Raw genomic sequence first — 21,776 nt, forward strand, 5'->3', positions numbered from 1 at the left:
TTGCCCAAGATTTGCGGGAATTTGAGGAGGCGCAGCGCAACTACCAACAAGCTTTGGCTATCGATATCGAATTTGGCGATCGCTATTCTTCTGCTGGCACCTACCACCAGTTGGGAATAGTTGCCCAAGATTTGCGGGAATTTGAGGAGGCGCAGCGCAACTACCAACAAGCTTTGGCTATCGATATCGAATTTGGCGATCGCTATTCTTCTGCTAGCACTTACCACCAGTTGGGAAGAGTTGCCCAAGATTTGCGGGAATTTGAGGAGGCGCGGCGCAATTACCAACAAGCTTTGGCTATCAAAATCGAATTTAGCGATCGCTATTCCCAAGCACTCACCTACTGCACTTTAGGACTGGTTGCAGAAGCAGAAGAAAACTACGCAGAGGCGAGGGTTCATTTGCAGACAGCGTTGGAAATATATGTTGAGTATAAAGATGAATATTGGGGGGCGATCGCACGGGAGGCGTTAAAGAGATTACCAGAGTGATAGGGTGATGGCATTTAATAGGGGCGCGACCAGATCATACTCATTAGGCAGGCGTAGCAAGTCAATACAATCGCATTGTTAGTCGATACAATCGCATTGTCAGCCGATACAATCGCATTGTTAGTCGATACAATCACATTGTTAATCGATACAATCGCATTGTTAGTCGATACAATCGCATTGTTAGTTGATACAATGGCATTGTCAGCCGATACAATGGCATTGTCAGCCGATACAATCAAATTGCAAGAGATTACCAGGACTTACGCACTTGTACAGTGACTCTTTATTTGTCGCTATGCCTTGTTTTGTCTCATCAAGGATGTGAAGGCTGGAATCTCTAGCGTTCAGACTAGAATCAGCACAGAAAACTTACAGGCTGCATCAACACAAATTGTTGCAAGTCTAAAAGGGGTAAGACCCAGCTTAATCACATGAATTTGTTTCGACGCCATTTAATTTGTCACTGTATAAAAGCCTGTACGTTTTTCGGACGACAATCTCTTGGGAAATTGTGATGCTCAAAACCTTTATTGGAAGCTGCCATTGTGGCGCAGTTCGATTTGAAGCCGACATCGACCTGAGCTTGGGTACAAACAAATGTAACTGCTCGATCTGCACGAAAACGCAAAATTGGAACGCAATCATTAAGCCCAACGCATTCCGATTGCTATCCGGCGAAGGCGATTTGAGCGACTACCAGTTCAATTCAAAGGTTGGACATCATCTCTTTTGCAAGCACTGCGGCGTGCGATCATTTGCTCGTGGGCACGTTGAAGAGATTGGCGGTGACTACGTTTCAGTCCAATTGGCTGCGCTCGACAACGCCGAACTAACGGAACTCATTGAAGCGCCCATTCGATTTGCTGATGGCCGTAACAACAACTGGGATGCGCCTCCAGCCGAGACAAGGCACCTATAGGAGCGTAGACGCCGCTTTCACGGCAGTTCAATACAGACCTAACCCCCAACCCCAACCCTTGTAGCGTTGGGGAGTAAAATTCAAAGCCTCTCTCCTAAAAGGAGAGAGGTTTGGAGAGAGGTCAAAAAATATGCCATACACAAAGCATCCACGGCAATGATTTGCAAGGTAGCACATCAGTTTCCTGGCGCTAGAGTTGCAGAATTGCCAACGGATGGTTCAGTGTATTGGCAAAAAATATTCAAGCCGATTTTGAGGATATATAAAACAATAACAGTTGCGATCGCTGGATCAATTGGCAAACCGTGTGCCGTCGCTACACCAACAAGGGAGATAATCAACCCTGTCAACAAGGGCGAACTCCCTGGATTCTTCGTGTAATCTTTAAGTTGGCCACGAAAACCATCATCGCCACAGAGTTCCTCACGCAATACCTTTAGTGTTACTTGCCAAAGTGATTTTCTTTGCTGCATCAACGGTTGTCCATTTTTCTCAATCCACAAATCCTCAAAAGCGGTTTCAACTTTGCCATTGTGTTTTTCCAAGTGATTCAATGCGTGTTGTGCAGGATCATAATCTTGTAATATCCCCCGTGCAACATTCATTTCCGTATGACTTAATTGATCATCCATCATTTATCCTCATTTTTTAGTTTGTCATTAGGTATGGGGCATCAGTTATTATTATTCTCCCCTGCTATTTTGCTTCCCCACTCCCCGCAAGGGTTGAAACTACGTCAAAATTTAGATAAACGCGATCGCACTTACTGACAATGCAGATTACCCAAAGTCTCCATACAGCAATTCTTATCACTGACTTAGAACGCTCCGAACACTTTTATGGCAAAGTATTAGGATTATCTAAAATAGATCGTTCCCTAAACTACGCTGGTGCATGGTATCAAGTCGGCGACTATCAAATTCACCTGATAGTCGCAACCACTGTCCCCACCGAAAACCCCAACGAAAAATGGGGACGCAATCCCCACGTCGCCTTCTCAGTAACTGACTTAGACGCCGCCAAACAGCAATTCCTCAATCATAATTATCCCATTCAAGCCAGTGCTTCCGGTCGCGCTGCCCTATTTACTCAAGACCCTGATGGAAATATTATTGAGTTGAGTCAGCAGTGAGGGAGAGTGGGGACAAGCAAGACAAGGGGACAAGGAGGAATTATTGAATAAAGTCTCTACCTTGTCTTGTCCAATGACCAATGACTAATGACTAATGACTAATGAAAATCATTGCCTACTCTTATACTAATCCGCTATTAGAATCTTCTCCCGATCAAGCCGATTGGGGATGGGAGGTGGATCAAGTTTATGAAGATTTGGGCAAGCAAGAGTCTTCTGGACACGCTACGCGAACGCAATTACAACAATTATTTACCGATTGCCAAACTGAAAGGGCAGATTATCTCCTAATTCGTCGGTTGGAAGAATTAGGGGATACTGTAGAGGAAATTAGCGATCGCTTGCATCAACTCGAAGCAATGGGAGTAGCGATCATCGCCACAGAACAGCCCTACACTTCCGAAAACTACCCTCTGGGCGCTAACTTACTGAATTTGCTACACGCAATCCAACGTCAGCAACGTAGTCGTCGCATCCGTGAAGGACACGCCCGTAATCGTCTCGATGTTGCACCGCCACCCGGCAAAGTTCCCTACGGCTATCGCAGAGGTAAGGGAAAATATACCATTGACCGCAGTACTTCACCAATAGTCAAAGATTTTTTTGAACACTTTTTACTCTATGGTTCCCTGCGAGGTTCAGTTCGTTACTTGGCGAAAAAATACGGCAAAAAAATCTCTGTCACCACAGGAAGACGCTGGCTGACTAATCCAGTTTATCGCGGCAATACAGCTTACCAAAATGGTGAAACCATCTCCAATACCCATATTCCGATAATTTCTAAAGAAGAAGCAGCCCAAGTTGACCGACTTTTACGCCGTAACAGCCGTTTACCATCCCGAACTGCTAGTGCTAGGCGTTCTTTAGCTGGGTTGGTTGTCTGTGCTGAGTGTCAGTCACATCTGACAGTTACTCGTGTCACCCAACACAATCATGATAAGGAGTATCTTTATTTACGTTCTACTAGCTGTCCTCGACGCCCCAAATGTAAGGCTATTCCTTACCAAGAGGTTTTAGAACATACAATTGAAACGGTTTGCCGTGACTTACCCTTAGCTGTAGCGGGGATGAATTTTCCCCAATTGGATGGAGTCAAGAATAGTTTAGGGCAAGCGATCGCTCGTCAGCAAGAAATACTTGCTCAATTACCCGCTTTAATTGAAACTGGAATTTTAGATGTTGAAACAGCAAAGTTAAGAGCTTACAAACTCCGCACAGAAATTTCTACACTCGAAGCAAAGTTGGCGACTCTTCCCCCAGTTAACTTGCGTTCTGTTGCTCAAGCTGTTTCCATACCACAATTTTGGTTAGATTTGTCGGAAACAGAGCGACGATTTTACTTTCGAGAATTTATCAAGCAAATTGAGATTGCTCTTCAAAATAAAGAATTAAAACTACAAGTTATTTTTATTTTTTAAGTTAAAGGGGCGGTTATACCAATTCTGTATGAAGATCCGCCAAACTATATGAGGAACGAACCGCATACTCCCACGGAGAAGCAAGCTCAAAATCAAGTAAATAAAAACTAAGCCAAGAGTAACATCCACAACAACAGGTAAATTCATTGAGAGGCTCCAATAATTTTTTAGTGGCTTTTTTTTGGAAAAAATGCTATTAGCAAATTGTATAGCACACATATTTCAATGAAATAATCACTTAATGAAATTTAAAATACTAAAACTTGCTAATTTGGAATAGTTTTAATCAATAATCATCTCTATAAGAATCATAAATTGTTTTTAAAAGCCGAAAATATTGTATTTAGTCCTCTTGAGAGAAATGCAAGCTATTAGCCTCAGAATTTATTTATAGGCAGGATGCTAACAAAATGGAAGATTTAAATATGTTAGTAATTACTATCTAGAAAGATTACAACTAATTCTTTTAATTGTTCAGCACGCTATTGAAACCCTGTAGCAATTATTTCATATTTTTTAAATTAAGCCAAATTAAACCTAAGTAGATAAAAATTCAACTAATCGTCACATTAAGAATAAAATACAAGTTTATTTACGGACTAAGTAAGAGGTAATAAATAATTTATGGACTGTATTATTTTTATCATTTATCAGCTGAAATGTTCTTTAAATAACCAAGATAAATTTTTCAAAAAATAGCGCTAATTAGAGAAAGTTGAGTTAATCTTGGAAACTAGCAATTGTTAATAACATACGTTGTTACTGGGTGCAACATTGGAGATTTGCTCTGGTCTCTATGTAATCAAACCAGCAAGTAAAATGATTAACATAGAATATGCAAGAAGGAAGCTTTATTTGGAGTCATCTAGAAAAACAGCATCGCACGGTTGGCAAATGGATTGATTGGGTATGGCTAATAGTATTGCTGTTGGCAGCAGTGTTACTGTTTAGCATCAATCTGGGAGGATTGCCGCTGCGAGATTGGGATGAAGGGACTGTGGCACAGGTTGCTCGTGAAATTTGGCACGCTCCAGCAGGTTCAATGCGTTGGGTTTACCCAACGGTAGGAGGCGAACCATACTATAACAAGCCGCCTTTGATGCATTTGCTAATAGCTTGGGCTTATTCTCTAGGAGGCGAAAATGAGTTGACAACGCGCCTACCTGGAGCAATTTTAACAGCGACATCTGTACCTTTACTGTATTGCATTGCTCGAGAGATATTTCGCCAACGTTGGGCAGCAATTTATAGCGCCTTGATTTATCTAACAATGTTACCTGTGGTGCGTCATGGGCGGCTGGCAATGTTGGATGGGGCGATGGTAAGTTTTTTGATGGTGATGATGTTGTGCGTGTTGCGATCGCGCCGGGATTTACGTTATTGCCTTGGTGTTGGTATTAGTTTTGGGTTGATTTGCCTGACTCAAGGACTGCTAGGCATATTGCTAGGTGCGATTGCGATCGTATTTCTGTTTTGGGATACGCCACGACTGCTCACCTGTTACTATCTGTGGATAGCAATCTTAATTGGTATTCTGCCTGTAGCTGGTTGGTACAGTGCCCAATTAATTCACTATGGTTACACTTTTGCTCAAATTGGCCTTGCAAACCCATCACTAGACCGAATTAGCTCTGTTGTAGAAGGGGATTCTGAACCACCTTGGTACTATGTTATTGAACTTCTTAAATACACATGGCCGTGGTTATTATTCTTACCGCAAACTGTCCGCTTAACCTGGGAAAATCGTAACCTTAGCTGGGCAAAACTAGTAATGGCGTGGAGTGGTGTTTATCTGCTGGTAATTTCTTTCATGATTACCAAAGTTCCCTGGTATCTATTCCCGATTTACCCTAGTTTAGCCTTAGCTTTTGGTATCCAATTATCAGATACAGAAAATTCGCCTTTACTTTCATCTTATCCCCGTGCTTGGGTTGTTGGTTTGGCGATACTTGCTGTAGCCGCTTCTGCTGGTAGTATTTATTTTAGTTGGGGTACAACACCGAAAACAGACTTACAACTGATTTTTGCCGCAGTAGCTTTAACTATGACCTTAGCAGCTATTTTGGCAGAACGAGGTGATGGACAATTTCTGAAGATTTTGTTTTGGGGAAGTTATATTTCACTGCTGCTGTTAATGAAATCTAACTACTGGGTTTGGGAATTATCTGAAGCCTATCCAGTTAAACCAGTCGCCGCCATGATCGTGCGGGCAAATCCAGCTACGAGGAAGATTTACACATCTTTTCCCTACCATCGTCCCTCGTTGGATTATTATAGCGATCGCACCATCATTCCCGCTTCTGTTGGCGAACTGGAATATTATTGGCACTACAACGGCCAACCCTATTTCCTGCTTCATGCATCTGCTTTCAACAATCTCGAATTAGAGTCGGTGAAGCTAATTGACCAAGCTGAAGGCTGGAAGTTAGTTACAAAAGATACAAATCGATTGTAAATGTCGGGCATGGGGCAGAAGAGGCAGAGGAGAAAAACTTACTACAATTTCTCCCTCGCTCCTCATCTTCCTCATCTTTCTCATCTCCCCCTGCCTCCCCTGCGTTTACGATTACCTACCCAAGCATCTATGGGGATATCAGTACAATTTCGCCATAATAGCTAGGTGTATTCTGTTGCTGATTGATTTCCGGGGTGAAATACTCCAAAAATCCCATAAAAGGCAATTTAATAGATTATTGAAGGCAGAAATGCGCCTGCTGGCTCGTTGTACAGTCCCATACTCATCAATGTCATTGGTCGAACTACGTGCAATCCTTTCTCTAAGCACCAGCGCAATAACTCAGTATTGCGGGTTGGCAACAAAAATCCTGATTCGGAAATTGCTGGTGCAGCGCCGAGGAGGATCTTGAGGTCTTGATTACTCTGTGCAACTGCGTGTCCATCAAAGCCAAGTACAGTTGTGTATCCTGTAATGTTACCGTTATGTTCAACTACTGTAAGCGTTTGTTGCTCAATCGCATCAAGTAATTCCAGGTGACGAACATGACCATGAACTTGAAAACAGAGTTTGTTGCAGATATCAATATCTGCTAAGGTTGCTGTACGAACCACATACCCTAAAACTTCAAGTTGAAGCGTCGTACCTTTTAGGACTGCAAGCGGTTCTCGCACATGAAATCCGAGCTTGGTATATAAGGATAATGAACTACTATTATAGGCAGCTTGCACTAACCTCACACCTGCAAACTTCTGCTGCCATGCATAATCTAAAACGTATTGCATGAGATGTTTTCCAATTGAACGTCCTTGTGTCATCGGGCTAACTGAGAGTGGTCCAATTCCGGCAATTGTTCCATTACTCCAGAGGAAGTTGCTGCCTACAATATGTCCATCTAGTTCAGCTACAACCGAGTAAATATTTTGACGCTTAAGTAGAGAAGAAAACGACTCAATTGTAGTTTCGACTGAACCCCAGTCTATAGTATAATTATGTTGATCATTGAGTATCTTAAAGGCTTGGTAACAGATTGAACCGCAGTCATGAGCGTCTTCAATTCTTCCCTCTCGTAAAATGAAGTTTGTGCTTTTCATAATTGGTAGACTAGCTGTTTCAATATAGTAAGTAGTAGTCTGTAAACCTTATGATCATAACTACACTATATCAACCGATCTGACACCACTTGGAGAACATCCAGACGTTCCCACTAGCATTAAGGAGCCACTGCCCCAGGTATACATTCTATTGAGTGATGGCACTCTTGCGCCCGCATGATTGTTAGTAAAGCTATCGGAGGCAGCCTCTAAGTGTGGATGTATTCTGTATCTTCTGTGGAAAATTGGCGTACATATTCTTGTTTTCTGAAGCTTTGTTTGTCAGAGTCGGGCTATACACAGCTACCTGATGCCGAGCGGTTTGATGAAAATCAAGGAATATTTAACTACAGAACAAGAATTAGATTAAGCGATCGCAGAAGCCTTAGAAACAGTTGCTAAAAAAGACATTGTTGGTTGGTTCACCCACTGTTGCTACTATATTGCACTCAACTGAGAACCACTATATTTGCTTGAACATGGTTTTTTTTTACCTTAAACAATGCCACTTTTAAAATTACAATAAAGTAATTAATTTATCAGATACTTTATTTTTATTTTATAAAAGTTAATACTTGATATATTTAAGTACTAAAATTCCTCACTTATTTGTTGCTCACCAAATTTATCAAACTGCCTTTTCAGCTTATTTTGTCCCTTACTATGAGTCGTTGTGGGCAATGTTTTCATCCCAAGTATTACCAGACGGGAAATTATAGATCCTCTGGTATCCAGGTTTTCTACATTGTTTGGCTAGACTTATAGGATCTGCTGACCCTGCAAAAAATTAAGGAATCATCGCTACCTTAATAACCTGACGCGCCTTCATCTCACAAAACACCTGTTCTAAATCTTTTAATGGCCGCTGTTCACTAATAAGTAACTCAAAAGGAATTTTGCGACCAGCGATCAGTGCAAGCGCCTCTCGCACATACTTTGGTGTATTATGAAACACGCCTTTGATGGTCACTTCGCTGTAGTGTAGCTGTTCTGTATTGACGGTAATGCTGGTATCCCGTGGACATCCACCGAATAAGTTGACTGTTGCACCAGGACGGGCGCAGGCGATCGCAGTTTCCCAAACACTTGGTACACCAGTTGCTTCAATCACCACATCTGCGCCCCATCCTTGGGTGAGTTCTTTCACTACACTGGGAATATCTGGGATTTGACGATAATTAAAGGTCTGGATTGCACCCAATTTCTGACCAATTTCTAGCCTGTGGTTATTACCTCCCCACAGCAACACCTCAGCTTGACTACTCAACGCCGCCACAAACATCAGCCCGATCGCCCCATCTCCTAAGACGACTACTTGATCTTTGGCTTTGACGTTAGAACGGGCTACACCATGTAACACACAAGCTAGAGGTTCCGTCATCGCTGCCAATTCCCACGGCAACTCATCAGGAATCTGTAACAAATTATGCTGTACTATAGCTGCGGGAATTTTCATGTATTCGGCAAAAGTCCCATTATTCCAGGTCAGATTCGGACATAATGAATATTCTTGACGTTGACAAAAAAAGCACCGACAGCATGGGGCAGAATTATTAGCGACGATGCGATCGCTTATTTGCCAACCACTGACATCTGCGCCCAAGGCAACAATTCGCCCAGCAGCTTCGTGCCCAAACAGCGTCGGCGTTTTCAGCATTTTGGCATGACCACCACGCCGCCAAACTTTCAAATCTGTACCACAAGTTGTTGCCGCCCCCACTTGAATCACAACTTCGCCAGTCGCTGGAGTGGGGTCAGGAACTTCCTCTAAGCGGAAATCTTCTTGACCATAAAGTACCGCTGCTAACAAAGCTTTAAACCTATCAACTAGATCCACCTGATTTTACCACTTGAAGCTAGTTGATAGGTTTAAACAAATTAGTCTTGATTTCTAGTTGGCTTTTATTAATCTAAAATGCCGTCAAACTAGGAATTCACCACTGGCTGAGGAACCACTCCGGTGTTCCGGGTTTCCACATTCGGCAAGCGAGTAACAGTCAATAGCGGTACTTCTTGTCGGCACGATAGACAAAACCAATACAGTTCACCATGACGGGCATGACGCAGCAGGGAACCACCGCAGCATGGGCAGGTGTTGGCTCTCGTACTCATACTAATGTTCTCCTTAAAAAAAGTTATTGTTTAAATTAGATAAAAAAGCAGTTGATTAAAACTCGATGTTAGCTGCATGAATGCGGCCATTCGATTCTATGCGGTCTTTAATAATTTGTCTGTAAACAGCTTCATATCCGTTAACCATTTGGTTAACACTAAAATTGTTTTCTACATGTTCTCGACAGGTTTGACGATTGAGTTCCAAAGCTAATGGAATCATCAATGCCATTTCTGCATAGCTTTTGCAGATAAAACCTGTTTTATCGTGAGCAATCACCTCAGGTACGGAGCCGAAATTCATGGCAAGCACTGGTGTACCAGTTGCCATTGATTCAATCATTACTAACCCAAAAGGTTCTTGCCAGTTAATCGGGAAAAGAGTTATGGCTGCATTGCCCAGAAATTTAGCCTTTTCGGCGTAGTTAATTTCGCCTAGATATTCAATTTGCTGACCATCTATATGGGGAACAATCTCTTGTTCAAAAAACTTAGAGTCTACTAAATCAACCTTTCCTGCCATCTTCAAGTGCCAACCACTCTGTTTAGCAATAGCGATCGCATGTTGTGGCCCTTTCTCTGGCGAAAAACGACCTAAATATGCCAAATATGGAGGTTCTGACGGTTTGGCTACGAATGGGTAATCTGCTAGCTCAATTCCGTTATAAACCGTGCCAATATAATTGAGATCGATTTGACGCTGCGAGTTACTAATGCTGACGTATGGTTGCTTTTGGTGGTAGCTAAATGCGTGACGGTTGTCGTTTGTAAAATTACCGTGCAGAGTGTGCACTGTAGAAGTTGCTGTTATCAAACTCGCTAAAGGTAGTGCCGAAATCCCTACATGAGAATGGATAATATCGAATTGGGCAGCACTTTGGTAAACTTGGCTCAGTTCTAACATTTCGTACACTGCATACTCTTTGACACTTGGGTCCAAGCGCAATGCCTGCGGATAAACTGCTTGTAAATGAGCTAAAGTTTGAGAATCGCCAGAGGCAAATAAAGTTACCTCATGACCGCGACGAACAAGTTCATCAGTCAAGCGACTCACTACCAGTTCTGTTCCTCCATAACTAGGAGGTGGAACCCTTTCCCATAAGGGGGCAACTTGAGCGATTTTCATAAGTTTTTTTGGTTCAGTCTATGAAATTGTTCTCATCCAATAATGAGTTACATGATTATTGTATGAGGAAAGAGAATTTGTACTTACTCTTTTGACATTTAAATTAATCTAATAGGCTACCAAAAGCACAATAACGGTTAACCGTAACGCAAATTCTCTACCGACAAATCTAAAAACTATCGGTAAAAGTCAACTACAATCTATATTTCTAGCCTATAGCAAATCAATTACTTGTTGCATCTGTCTTGGGTATCATAATGAAGTAGAATATTTGGTAGCACAACTTACAAAGTTGAATATTTGGTAGCTGACAATACTAATATCTTCAATGGGATCAAATCATTAAAGCTTCGTTTAAACGTAATTGGGAAATGGAACAGAAGTTATAAATATTAAGTAATTGTACAAAAATTACATAATGTGTAATTAGTAATTTACAAAAATTTTGATAACTAACTAATGAAAATCGCTACTTGGAACGTCAACTCAATTCGCACTCGCCTCGAACAGGTTACCGATTGGTTAACTAACAATCCGGTTGATGTTCTCTGCTTGCAAGAAACCAAAGTTGTAGATGCCGAGTTTCCGCGATCGCCTTTTGAGCAGTTGGGCTATAACCTTTATATATCAGGACAAAAATCTTATAACGGCGTAGCCCTGATTAGCCACCAGCCACTTATAGACGTAAGTAGCGGATTTAGGGCGATTTTGACCGATTTACACCCTGAATGGGATGAGCAAAAACGGGTAATTACAGGTGTAATTGATGGTGTTCAGATTGTTAACTTATATGTTCCCAATGGCGCAGCAGTCGGAACTGAAAAATATGAATACAAACTGCGCTGGTTGATAGCGCTACGCGAGTATTTACGATTGTTAGTGCTGTCACAACCTGCGATTTGTGTGTGCGGTGACTTCAACATCGCCCTAGAAGACAAGGATATTCACGAGCAAGTGAGTACAGAAAATCACATTATGGCAACAGAAACAGAGCGCCAAGCCTTACGGGATATTCTAGAACTAGGATTTGCCGATGCTTTTCGCAAATTCACCACAGAAGGTGGAAATTATACCTGGTGGGATTATCGCGCCGCTGCCTTCCGTCACAACTTAGGTTGGCGGATTGACCATCACTATCTCACACCTATACTGTATGAGCGTGCTAAAAGTTGTATTATCGATGTTGCACCCAGAAAATTAACCCAACCCAGCGACCATACGCCAGTAATTGTGGAATTTTGAATGGGGGATTGGGGATTGGGCATGGTAAGAAGCAGGGGAGCAGGGTGCAGAGGTGAGAATTTTCTCCCTGCGTAAGTCCTACGTTTGTCATTGCGGAAGCGGACTCCAACTCTACTAGACGCCTTGCGAACCCAGAAGTAAGCTACGCAAAAGCCCTTCTCAAGACAGGAGACGCTTTTGCGTTCAGGCATCCTACAGCAGGCGTTCCAGCAGGGTAGCAATTCGCTTGCGGTTTGGGATTGCTTCTCTACGAGACGCTACCGCGAATGCTACATTTCATTTCGCTCGCAATAACATAATTTTGCGTAACCACTTAGTGTTAGCGTAGCGCCTCTACGAGAAGCTACGCTAACAAAGTACGGCTAGAGCCGCTTACTATAAACTTTTAATTATTTACGCCGAGGTACTTAATACCCAGCCCCTATCAATCAATCTAACGGATGATATATATCCTCAGAACTGGGATTGAGATAAGGATGCTGTAAATCTATTAGATGTTGCCTAAAGTGTTGGTCAATCATCCTCATCCGCTCCTCCATCGCATTCTTACCTTTTTGCCAAGCTTCTAATAAAGCATTAGCGACAATTTGGCAGCGGTTCATCCCAAAACTTTCCTGTGCTGCAAATTTTTGGATTGGTTCTTCGGCTAAACCTAACCCTGGTGCTAAAAATTTGGTAAACAAGGGAATTTCGGGCTGGAAATGGGATTGATTTTCTGGATAAATAGCCTGAAGGATTGTGCGAATTTCTGAATAGTCAGGGAGTTCAAAGTAGAGTAGCCCCGAATCATAGCGTCCGTATGCACAGGGATTATGAAGAACCTGAAAGTTAAAAGGAATCGAGGCTGCATTCAATTGCAGTGTCAGGCTTTCCATGAGAGCGATCGCACCAGATGGCGTAATGTTAAAGTAAATTCGCCCTGCTCCCAAATCAGCATCGGGGTTGCTCTGGCGTTCCTGTCCGACATTACTAACTGCCAAGTAAGAGCCATTTTGTAGTCGATTTTTGGGCATCCAGATTGCTACCATGTCACCCACTTTGGTAGATTTTTTACTGGATTCTAGATGGCAGTCTGGCTCAACATAGAGTGTTAAACCGCCTTTAGTCACTGCCATAGTACCATCAGGTTCTTTCCGCAATACCTGCCATCGAGGGTCAAAGTAACCGATGCCGTGATTACTGGCGTGCAGATGTTCGTAAAAGTCCCAATCAATTTCCAAAATGGAATTATCTGCTAAATTATGCTTTGGCGGGTGATTATTACTATCAGTATTGACTGCCAAAGTACTTTGCAGGGAGCCATTGTAATAAATTCCATAAAGAAAGTTTCGCAGCAGGAGAGTGAGATATTTCTGTTGTAAATCTACAGAATTGTGCTGAAATCTGTCAGCTATTTTAGTTGGCAGAGCAAAGGGTTGATAATTGGGATGGTAAATACAAAAATTTGACTCAATCTGGATATTCTTAGCAATATCAAATAGAGAATTTAGCGGTTGATTGATAGAGTAATTTAGCATTAATCCATTCAGAACTCAAATTTTAAAATCCAAAATTATGAAACCACTATGGGGCAAAATCTTCTAATATTTATGATAGGGTAAATAACACGCAGAACCATTCAAAATGTCTAATTTAATTTGAAAACCAGCTTTTAAATTGTTCTGCTCCCTGCCATTAACAACCGCGAAGCCGAGTCTTTTCGTAATAAATACGAAGTAGCTGTGGCTCCTTTACAGGCTGAGGAAGTTTATGGATTTTTGCCACAGGATTCAGGATTTCGGACTCTGATATCCCGAAAATAGTCAGTATAGCTTGCTGCGGCATAGTGAGTAAACTTTTAGCCACTTGCAGCATACAGATATCAGCATTATTAAAGGATTTGCGGCAGGTAATCATATCCTGAATTTGATGAATCAGTGCTAGCCCCGCAAACTGGATAACCCGCAAAATAAAGTCACTGCGATATTCCAAAATCATGGGGAAAGCATTTATATAACCTCTAATTAGGGCAACAATTGAAGGTTGTAAAATCTCTAAAGGTGTCAACGCTAGATGTAAAGATTCTTCTAACTCAATGGTGGGGTCTACTACGAGGCTCTTGAGCCAAATTCCTAAATAGCTTGCTAGTAAAGTTCCTAAATCAAAGGCTGGATCTCCCCAAGAACAAGCTTCCCAATCAATTAGTCGTACTAGGCAATTGTCTAGTTTCTCCCACCTGAAATGAACCAAAATGTTGTTCAATTTCAGGTCGTTGTGAGTCAAGCAGCAAGGATTCCAGTCATATGCCAAATCTGCGATCGCAGATTCCAAACTCTCCGACTGCTGGTAGAGTAGATAGAATTTCAGCGCATCCGTGGGAACCGTTCCAAAAATCTCTGGCCCAATCGACTCTACCCCTTGCGCCGGATTGTAAAAGCCATAGCGAAACTCTCCTTCGGGAGCAGTTGCCATAAAATCCCTATATTCTCGACGGTTATAGGTTGCCCGATGGAGTCCTGCCAAAGTAGTACCGATCGCAGAAGCAATTTGTTGTGGAAAAATATCATTGCTGTGGTAGAATATCGCAAGCTCCAGATATTCATTCAGGTAATTGCGGACGAGGATAGAATTTTCTTCGTCAAAATGCACTACCAATGGTGCGTAGTTTACCGCCGTAGGCATCGCAGAAATATTGCCAAGAACTGGAAACTGCTGGAGCAACCGATGAAACAGCCACTCCTGAAACAAATCATGGGGCGCGGCGTCTTTGTTATTAACGTTACGTTCTTGTTTAATGAGCAGTTTGCGATTATTTGCTAGAGTCACTAGTAAATTGAAATTGTTCTTACTACTTCCTGGCAACTCAGATTTGTCTGATGCGCCATCTTCTGAGCTACACAGCCCCGCATCTTGCAGATACTGGATAACATTATGAGAAGACAGTGATAATACCATGTATTATTTCCTACTTCATTAAATTACTTAAACTTATCTGTGTTGGTATTTGCTTGTACTTAGCAGTTATCGGTATATAGTAACTAGTACCGCAACGCGGAAGTTAAAAGTCAAAAGTCAAAAGGTATTAATTTTGGGCTTTCTGGCTGTTTTAAATGGTAGGTTTATTTCCGCCAACCTGTACTAGTGTGTGAATAACAATAAAGATTTGTACAATCTACTAATATCCCATTTTTGAGATAAAAACCTGCCAAAATGGCACCAAGTCCTTTACAATTGCTTTAAAATTTGCTCCCAGATAGCGTGACATCTTTACACTTTATCAGCATAGTTACTTAGATACATCTAGAGCAAGTTTTATGGTAGAGCCTTTTGATGTAGCTGCATCTCCAGGTTTGTGGCGCAGAAGCATCCCCAGCAAAAAACTGATTGGCGGCAGATGTTGTTCGATGTTTAGTAGTCATCCTGAAAGCAGCAAAGAATTTCAGTAATCCTTCGCAGAAGGAAGCATGACATTCAACGCTATTATTTTTATTTATCATCATAAAGCCAAAAAAACCGGACTTTTTAGGCAATTAGTAATTATTTTTTTCTTTAATTTTCAGAATTTATGTCTGAAAACCTTGCGTTCACCTCATTTGTGCCACCGACAAATTGTAGATGACTATAGGTGATCGCAGATAACGGCTACATGAGTGCATCTTATGTAACTGTACTTCTGTCAAGTATGTTAAAGGACTTGCAAATAAAAAACCTTCCTCAAGAGCCTCAAGAGCTGATCCCAACCCTATTGGAAGCCTACCCCACAAGAGTTAACTCTTAGTTTCGATATCGTACAACTGGCATAAGGTAAGGATTTTTGCTTAAGGCGATCGCGCACATTCTCTGCAAATATCACTACACAATCTGGCGCATACTGCATCACTTCCCGCATAAACCAAAATGTACTAGATACTCGCCTGACAACTCGCCGAACTCGTGCTTTATCTGGTAACCATTCATTAATATCGTCTTCTCGGTTTAGCTTGATAGGCAAAAGCCAAGCCAGCAAATAGATGCATTTCTACTTCTATCTCAGCCAAATTAGATCGCCACTCACCAGAAATTGGCATGACAAGCTTCAGTAATCCGGTTTAATCGTAAACTCCAGTTGTGTGTAAAGATGACTTAGAATGAGAGTTTTATATCAGATTTCAAGTTAGTAAGGTACAAAAATACCCCACCTGCACTGTCGCGCACCCTCCCCTTACCAACGGGAGGGTTGGGGAGGGGTGTACTTCATTATACTTGCAAAGTGCTGTAGATATTGTAGAACTAAATCATTGTAAGCAATTAGTTTCGCATTACAACAATATCCGCTTTACGTGCGACAAATAAATAACTCTAATCAAGTGATTAGCTATGATGTTGTGAATATGCCTCCAGTTACTGGAGTTTAGACTAAATTCTATTTTTCAGGCTACAAAGCTTGTGTAGCAAGCATTTTAGACTTCGGAATCAAAACAAGTCTAGAAATTACATAAGCCCGTCTGGATAAGGGTTTGACGGTCTTTTAAGCCAAACTAGTCTAAACTCCAACAGTTAGCCTAATTCAGAATATCCAAATGCGAGGTCAATACTATCAATTTGATGACATTCAAAACTTCAAAATTCCAGTTTTGGTGGAATATCGTTTTCGGAGTTAACTAATTCCCAAAACCTTTGCTACGCTTTTTACTTTTTAGAGGCTCTATCGTCATTAACTCTGCTGTAAAACCTCTGGAATCTTGGAACATTAACTTACGAATTCGGTGGCGTTGGTAAGCCTGCACCTCAGCAGCTAGGGGATGAGTAGAGTCAATTTTTAGGTGAGTAATAGAAGAAACATATTTTTCTTTACTTTCGGGATTATTTGGCTCTTTTAGTCCGCACATAATCCCACCTTCATCTCCTGAATAGCCAACGAAATCAATTTCAAATTCTCTGTCTGGATCAGCATTTTCTCCTTTTTGCTTTAATGTCTTCAAAAACTCCTTTCCAGCTCGTGCTTTAATTGGTAAGCTCTCTTTTAATTTTTCAGTAAGTGCCTTTGCTGCATTGTAATCATCAATTCTCATCCCTCTAGCTCTTTATTTCAGTTTAAAAGGATTTTACTATAGTCTTTAACCTTTTCCCCAGTCACAAATTACGCTACAATCTTTAACCCCTGCTAGTTCTGTACGCTCCCCATATCCATCGTGAAACATTATCAACAACAAACCAACGCCTTCCCCAGCGATTACCTCAATAACTTATGGGGAGAAATTCAAGCTTGTCCTTACTTTGCTATCAACAACCTCAACCGTGATTTTGTTGCCACCAAAGGATTTTCTGTAGTATTTCAGCGTTCTGGATTAGCAAAAGTAGAACAGCAGTTTCCCTACTTCAAGCCTTACTTAGATATGGCTCTCCAGCCAAATTGTAATGCTTTTTACCTTAATCCTTTACAGCTAAAAGAAGGCTCCCGTGTCGATCCGCATATTGATCGCTCCTTGCGTTCCTACTCCAAAACCATTGAACCACCTGCGGTTGTCAGTGTCCTCTATGTGCGAGTACCTCCCGATATGGAAGGGGGAGAACTGGTATTGCGATCGCACAAACGCCAACTTGGGCAAATTAAGCCACAAATCAATACTTTACTTTACTTTCAAGGTGATTTAACCCATTCTGTTAATGCTGTGAAAACCCCAGGAAATCGCTTAAGTTTAGTTTGTGAACAGTATAGTTTGAGTGAAGCTGAACTCCAGGAAATTCCAGAGTTCACTGTAGAGTCAAGAAGCACTCAGTCTACAACCAAAAAGAGAAAGTATGCCTCATAGTTTCGTGTTGAATTTACTACCTAAATCGCCCATTTCACCACAATTTATTACTGGTAGACATCTCCACGCCCTATTTTTAACTCTTGTTACTGTAGATACCACATTGAGCGATGCTCCATCTTTCTACGTGCATCGGTAGTTTTAAAGCCCCAATAAATAGTTGTGCGTTGAAGATTGCGTTGTTGCTCCCAAGTAGTAATTTTAGAAGATAATTTTTGTGCCTCAGGAATACGCAGCTCTAAACATTGACGAGATAAAGCTGAAAGTCTTTGATAATGTGGAGCATCTTGAAATCATATCAAGTCCGCTCAATCACTTACGATATGTCATTGCGAGTGCAACGCAGTGGAACGAAGCAATTCGCTTGCGGTTCGGAGATTGCTTCACTTTGTTCGCAATAACAACTAATCAACCGGACATGATATCAGACACTAATTGGCTCTGAGAGCCTTGCTGATAACACACGAGTGCGTTTTTCACCCGAAAGCTTTATGTCTAATGTTTTGGGACATTTTCTGACGGCGAACTCAGCTTAAAAAATAAAAAAGGTAGGACTTCCTACCTTTTACCCAAAAAAAGCATTTTGTAACCAAATACCAAATTAAATATCACACACGCTTTTGACGTGTCTATTGCAAAACTATGACGAGCGTATGACACTTAATTTGTAATGGACTTCGCTATTCCTCCCAATTGCAACCCAGCCGGATAGCTACCTTCCTCTTTGACCCGCTTAATTTCAGCATCCGTTATTCGCAAATTTAATTTCTGTGCCAATGATCGCACAATATCTCCCCGGTCAATTACACCAGCTACGGCACCAGCCGGAGAAAGCACGGTAATTCGAGGTAACTGCTCATTTTCTAGCTTGTTAATTACCTCAGCTATCGTTGTTGCTTCAGCAACAGTGGGTATTTCTGTCAGAGGATGCACAATGCTGTGTAAGGTTTGGGTTTCCCATTCGCTCCTTTGGGTTAAACGAAAATCGTCAATGGAAACTAGACCCCGGTAACGTCCATCAGAAGCAGCAAAATAAACCTGTGAGGGAGCGGTTTCCAAAAGGTATAAATCGGCAAAGGAACGTAATGTCTGGTCAGCATCAACAACGCGAAAGTCACGGGTCATCGCATCAGCCGCCACCACCTTGAGCAAGCTTTCTTGCAATGTAGTCACATTGTCATAGCTGTTAGCGTTGCGGACAGCAAACCAACCTAACAGCGCAATCCACAAACCAACTACTAACTCTCTGGTCAAAAAATCTACAACAAATCCTAGAGCGATCGCACCATAACCCAATATTTGCCCAGCCTTTGCAGCCCAGTGTACGGCTTGAAAACGATTACCTGTTATTTGCCATAGTGCTGCTTTTAACACTTGCCCTCCATCTAAAGGTAAGCCTGGAATCAGGTTAAATAGAGCCACCACCAAGTTAATTCTCGCCAAATCTCCCACCATAACACTGAGTGGACTAGTATCAGGTATCACGGTGACTGCCAGCCGGAGCAGGAAAAATAGTATGATACTCACCAAAGGGCCAGCGATTGCTACTTGAAAGGCTTTGAAAGGAGTTTTAGATTCTTCTTCAATAGCAGCAATCCCGCCAAACAGAAATAGGGTAATTGAATTAACTTTAATGCCTTGCGATCGGGCTACCAAGCTGTGACCCAACTCATGTAGCAACACCGAACCAAATAGCAACAGTGCCATAACTATTCCAGCACTCCAAGCTATAACATTCCCCCATTCCTGATAAGCTACCCCAAAATTGAGAGTTGCCAACCCTAAAATCACAAACCATAACGGGTCTAAAAACAGGGGAATTCCAAATAAAGACCCAATTTTCCAATTTGTTTGCATTACATTGTCCTAAAACTAGATATCGTCAGTAGTTTTTATACCGAGATACTACACATAGTTGTATACACATTTATATTGAGCATCAATTCGGTAGTGCCGACATGACGAAATGCTCTTATTTCTACAATAGACAATTAATGCTTGTAAAAAACTCTAGAGTGGGGCATGGGGGAGCCACTGCGTTGTCCGGGTTTCCCGGCTTGTTCGCGCAGCGTCTCCCTTAGGAGAAGCAAGTGGCGTCATGGGGCATAAGTTATTTCTTCCCTACTCCCCCTGCCCAAAATCGTTTTTAGGAGTTTTGTATTGATCGTGGCGTTACAAGTAACGCCGCTGTCATTACAAAACTACAGACGACCGATGTTAGTCAGTCCTAAAACGATGCCAATACCGATAACATGACCAAAAGCCATCGCTGCAACGAATGTTGGAACACTGATCGGCAGGATAGGGAACTTGGGGCCAACTAGGGGTTGTTCAATCCTAGTACTTAGTAAAAGCACTACTAAGCTGCTGATGCTGATGATGATACCGACTGTAGGATTCCACGCAGGTGTTGCAGGAACAGATGCAGCGGCTGCTAGTAAAATAGATGAAATCAAGCTTTTGTCTCCTAAATAGAAAAGTTTATCTAGACCTACAAGATTATAAAATTACCAAGGCCCAAAAGTTTTTTAGATAGTTTAGACTTTTCAAATGATTATTTTAAATTTGTCAGATTTTCATGCGTGTCAAGATTTGCGGCATCACTCAACCACAGCAGTCTATAGCGATCGCCTCTCTGGGCGCAACGGCATTAGGATTTATTTGTGTGCCAACCTCACCTCGCTACGTTACCGTATCCCAAATTCGGGCAGCAGTGGCAGAACTACCGGCAAATATTGACACAATTGGTGTTTTTGCCAACGCTAGTATCCCCGAAATCAGTCAGATTGTTGTTGATTCTGGGTTGACTGGTGTCCAGTTACACGGAGATGAATCACCAGACTTTTGCTACCAGTTACGTCAATCTTTATCCAATATCGAAATTCTTAAAGCGCTCAGAATTGGTAGTCTTGAGCATCTTGACACAGCAGATAATTACACAAAATACGTGGATACTTTACTACTTGATGCCTACCATCCGCAACAACTGGGTGGTACAGGCAAAACCTTAGATTGGACGATGCTAGAACAATTTAGCCCTAGTTGCCCTTGGTTTTTGGCTGGAGGACTAACAGCAGATAATATTGTGGAAGCCCTGAGTCAGGTTAATCCTAGCGGCGTTGATTTATCTAGTGGTGTGGAACGTTCACCTGGAAATAAAGATTTAGATAAAGTAGCCAAGTTGTTTGAGAAATTGGGGAGTAGGGAGTAAGGGGAGCAGGGGGAGCAGAGGAGAAGTTGTAGTAAGTCTTTCCCCTTTGCCCTTCTGCCTCTTGTGCCTAATGCCCACTCCCCATTCCTTAAAAGAACGCTGCTTGGTGGCGAATCAAGTTAAAAAATTCTTGGCGGGTTTTCTGGTCCTCTTGAAACACACCAACCATTGCGCTAGTGACAGTCCAAGAACCTGGTTTCTGGACGCCCCGCATCACCATACACATATGGCTAGCTTCCATCACAACGGCGACACCTTGAGGTTCTAGAATGGTTTGGATTGCTTCGGCAATTTGGCGGGTTAGCCTTTCCTGTACTTGCAAGCGGCGAGAATACATCTCAACAATGCGGGCCAGTTTACTCAGTCCCACAACTTTTTGGTTGGGGATATAAGCAACGTGTGCTCTACCCATAAATGGCAGCATATGATGTTCGCACAGACTAAAGAAATTAATATCTCTAATTAGTACCATCTCGTTATGTCCCTCATCAAAGATGGCATCGTTAACGAGTTCTTCAAGGGATTGGTTGTAGCCACTGGTAAGAAACCGCATTGCCTCGGCCACTCGCTTGGGTGTTTTGAGGAGTCCTTCGCGTTCGGGGTCTTCACCAACTCCCAATATTAGTGTCCGCACGGCATCCTTCATTTCCTCCATCTGTTCCTCTTTGGGCGGGAATACATCCGCTTGTCGCCCGTTATTAGTATTGCGATCGGGTCTAGGAGTTATGGCTTCTGCCAAATCGGGAATCAGAGGTGATTGAGAGTAATTGGAACCGTTGGAACTAGCAATAGTCATGATTGA

At 42.1% G+C, this 21,776-nt stretch carries 21 protein-coding genes and 3 pseudogenes; 12 read left to right on the plus strand and 12 right to left on the minus strand.

Going from position 1 to position 21,776, the window contains the following annotated elements:
- From V7K40_RS22965 to V7K40_RS22975, 3 genes are all read left to right on the plus strand, one after another.
- On the plus strand, nt 1–491 hold a 491-nt coding region (locus tag V7K40_RS22965; RefSeq protein ID WP_334963780.1), incomplete at its 5' end, for a tetratricopeptide repeat protein.
- Between the two features lie 75 nt (nt 492–566).
- Nucleotides 567–773, plus strand: coding sequence for a hypothetical protein (locus V7K40_RS22970; RefSeq protein WP_334963782.1), 207 nt, complete (start codon nt 567–569; stop codon nt 771–773).
- Nucleotides 774–1,008: 235 nt separating this feature from the next.
- Entirely contained in the window at nt 1,009–1,413 is a 405-nt protein-coding gene (locus tag V7K40_RS22975) for a GFA family protein (protein WP_334963784.1), read from the plus strand.
- A 176-nt stretch (nt 1,414–1,589) separates the two neighbouring features.
- On the opposite strand, the gene V7K40_RS22980 is transcribed toward V7K40_RS22975, so the two are convergent.
- Nucleotides 1,590–2,045 (minus strand): hypothetical protein, encoded by a 456-nt coding sequence (locus V7K40_RS22980; protein ID WP_334963828.1) that lies wholly within the window; start codon nt 2,043–2,045, stop codon nt 1,590–1,592.
- Between the two features lie 140 nt (nt 2,046–2,185).
- On the opposite strand from V7K40_RS22980, the gene V7K40_RS22985 reads away from it, so the two are divergent.
- From V7K40_RS22985 to V7K40_RS22995, 3 genes are all read left to right on the plus strand, one after another.
- Nucleotides 2,186–2,545, plus strand: a complete 360-nt coding sequence (locus tag V7K40_RS22985; protein WP_334723015.1) for a VOC family protein — start codon at nt 2,186–2,188, stop codon at nt 2,543–2,545.
- Between the two features lie 101 nt (nt 2,546–2,646).
- Nucleotides 2,647–3,963 carry a recombinase family protein gene (locus V7K40_RS22990; protein ID WP_334963786.1) on the plus strand — a complete coding sequence of 439 codons (1,317 nt, stop codon included), beginning with the start codon at nt 2,647–2,649 and terminating at the stop codon, nt 3,961–3,963.
- An 835-nt stretch (nt 3,964–4,798) separates the two neighbouring features.
- Nucleotides 4,799–6,418, plus strand: coding sequence for a glycosyltransferase family 39 protein (locus tag V7K40_RS22995; RefSeq protein ID WP_334963788.1), 1,620 nt, complete (start codon nt 4,799–4,801; stop codon nt 6,416–6,418).
- Nucleotides 6,419–6,645: 227 nt separating this feature from the next.
- On the opposite strand, the gene V7K40_RS23000 is transcribed toward V7K40_RS22995, so the two are convergent.
- The 4 genes from V7K40_RS23000 to V7K40_RS23015 all read right to left on the minus strand — a co-directional run bounded on the left by V7K40_RS23000 (nt 6,646) and on the right by V7K40_RS23015 (nt 10,750).
- On the minus strand, nt 6,646–7,512 hold the full coding sequence (locus tag V7K40_RS23000; protein WP_334963790.1) for a GNAT family N-acetyltransferase: 867 nt from the start codon (nt 7,510–7,512) through the stop codon (nt 6,646–6,648).
- A 787-nt stretch (nt 7,513–8,299) separates the two neighbouring features.
- Nucleotides 8,300–9,322 carry an alcohol dehydrogenase catalytic domain-containing protein gene (locus tag V7K40_RS23005; protein WP_334963829.1) on the minus strand — a complete coding sequence of 341 codons (1,023 nt, stop codon included), beginning with the start codon at nt 9,320–9,322 and terminating at the stop codon, nt 8,300–8,302.
- A gap of 116 nt (nt 9,323–9,438) precedes the next feature.
- Entirely contained in the window at nt 9,439–9,624 is a 186-nt protein-coding gene (locus V7K40_RS23010; RefSeq protein ID WP_273765094.1) for a hypothetical protein, read from the minus strand.
- Nucleotides 9,625–9,679: 55 nt separating this feature from the next.
- On the minus strand, nt 9,680–10,750 hold the full coding sequence (locus V7K40_RS23015) for a glycosyltransferase family 4 protein (protein WP_334963792.1): 1,071 nt from the start codon (nt 10,748–10,750) through the stop codon (nt 9,680–9,682).
- A gap of 459 nt (nt 10,751–11,209) precedes the next feature.
- Here V7K40_RS23015 and xth point away from each other — a divergent pair, with 459 nt between their 5' ends.
- Nucleotides 11,210–11,992 (plus strand): exodeoxyribonuclease III, encoded by a 783-nt coding sequence (gene xth / locus V7K40_RS23020; RefSeq protein ID WP_334963794.1) that lies wholly within the window; start codon nt 11,210–11,212, stop codon nt 11,990–11,992.
- Between the two features lie 428 nt (nt 11,993–12,420).
- On the opposite strand, the gene V7K40_RS23025 is transcribed toward xth, so the two are convergent.
- Together V7K40_RS23025 and V7K40_RS23030 are read right to left on the minus strand one after the other, a co-directional pair.
- Complete coding sequence (locus V7K40_RS23025; RefSeq protein ID WP_334963796.1) at nt 12,421–13,509, minus strand: T3SS effector HopA1 family protein; 1,089 nt, start codon at nt 13,507–13,509, stop codon at nt 12,421–12,423.
- Nucleotides 13,510–13,666: 157 nt separating this feature from the next.
- Nucleotides 13,667–14,926, minus strand: a complete 1,260-nt coding sequence (locus tag V7K40_RS23030; protein ID WP_334963798.1) for a phosphotransferase — start codon at nt 14,924–14,926, stop codon at nt 13,667–13,669.
- A 359-nt stretch (nt 14,927–15,285) separates the two neighbouring features.
- On the opposite strand from V7K40_RS23030, the gene V7K40_RS23035 reads away from it, so the two are divergent.
- Entirely contained in the window at nt 15,286–15,417 is a 132-nt protein-coding gene (locus V7K40_RS23035; protein WP_298920574.1) for a hypothetical protein, read from the plus strand.
- Nucleotides 15,418–15,738: 321 nt separating this feature from the next.
- Here V7K40_RS23035 and V7K40_RS23040 read toward each other — a convergent pair.
- Nucleotides 15,739–16,081, minus strand: a pseudogene (locus tag V7K40_RS23040) (WYL domain-containing protein); the annotation flags it as partial.
- 407 nt (nt 16,082–16,488) lie between these two features.
- On the opposite strand from V7K40_RS23040, the pseudogene V7K40_RS23045 reads away from it, so the two are divergent.
- Nucleotides 16,489–16,611, plus strand: a pseudogene (locus tag V7K40_RS23045) (type I-D CRISPR-associated protein Cas5/Csc1); the annotation flags it as partial.
- Here V7K40_RS23045 and V7K40_RS23050 read toward each other — a convergent pair.
- Nucleotides 16,612–17,022 (minus strand): hypothetical protein, encoded by a 411-nt coding sequence (locus V7K40_RS23050; RefSeq protein WP_334963802.1) that lies wholly within the window; start codon nt 17,020–17,022, stop codon nt 16,612–16,614. It abuts the pseudogene before it with no gap.
- Between the two features lie 120 nt (nt 17,023–17,142).
- Between V7K40_RS23050 and V7K40_RS23055 the strand changes: the two genes are divergently transcribed.
- Together V7K40_RS23055 and V7K40_RS23060 are read left to right on the plus strand one after the other, a co-directional pair.
- Nucleotides 17,143–17,763: a 2OG-Fe(II) oxygenase gene (locus V7K40_RS23055; RefSeq protein WP_334963804.1), complete on the plus strand. Its 621-nt coding sequence runs from the start codon at nt 17,143–17,145 to the stop codon at nt 17,761–17,763.
- A pseudogene (locus V7K40_RS23060) lies at nt 17,753–17,891 on the plus strand (CRISPR-associated endoribonuclease Cas6); the annotation flags it as partial. The gene V7K40_RS23055 and the pseudogene V7K40_RS23060, both read left to right, overlap by 11 nt.
- A 532-nt stretch (nt 17,892–18,423) precedes the next feature.
- On the opposite strand, the gene V7K40_RS23065 reads toward V7K40_RS23060, so the two are convergent.
- Both V7K40_RS23065 and psaK read right to left on the minus strand, forming a co-directional pair.
- Nucleotides 18,424–19,620, minus strand: coding sequence for a site-2 protease family protein (locus tag V7K40_RS23065; protein WP_334963806.1), 1,197 nt, complete (start codon nt 19,618–19,620; stop codon nt 18,424–18,426).
- A gap of 344 nt (nt 19,621–19,964) precedes the next feature.
- Nucleotides 19,965–20,219 (minus strand): photosystem I reaction center subunit PsaK, encoded by a 255-nt coding sequence (gene psaK, locus V7K40_RS23070; protein ID WP_334963807.1) that lies wholly within the window; start codon nt 20,217–20,219, stop codon nt 19,965–19,967.
- 122 nt (nt 20,220–20,341) lie between these two features.
- On the opposite strand from psaK, the gene V7K40_RS23075 reads away from it, so the two are divergent.
- Nucleotides 20,342–20,974, plus strand: coding sequence for a phosphoribosylanthranilate isomerase (locus V7K40_RS23075; RefSeq protein WP_334963809.1), 633 nt, complete (start codon nt 20,342–20,344; stop codon nt 20,972–20,974).
- A gap of 88 nt (nt 20,975–21,062) precedes the next feature.
- Here the strand turns inward: V7K40_RS23075 and folE are convergent, their stop codons facing one another.
- Nucleotides 21,063–21,770 (minus strand): GTP cyclohydrolase I FolE, encoded by a 708-nt coding sequence (gene folE, locus V7K40_RS23080; protein WP_334963811.1) that lies wholly within the window; start codon nt 21,768–21,770, stop codon nt 21,063–21,065.
- Nucleotides 21,771–21,776 lie beyond the last annotated feature (6 nt).

It is taken from the genome of Nostoc sp., from assembly GCF_036917195.1.
Lineage (GTDB): Bacteria > Cyanobacteriota > Cyanobacteriia > Cyanobacteriales > Nostocaceae > Nostoc.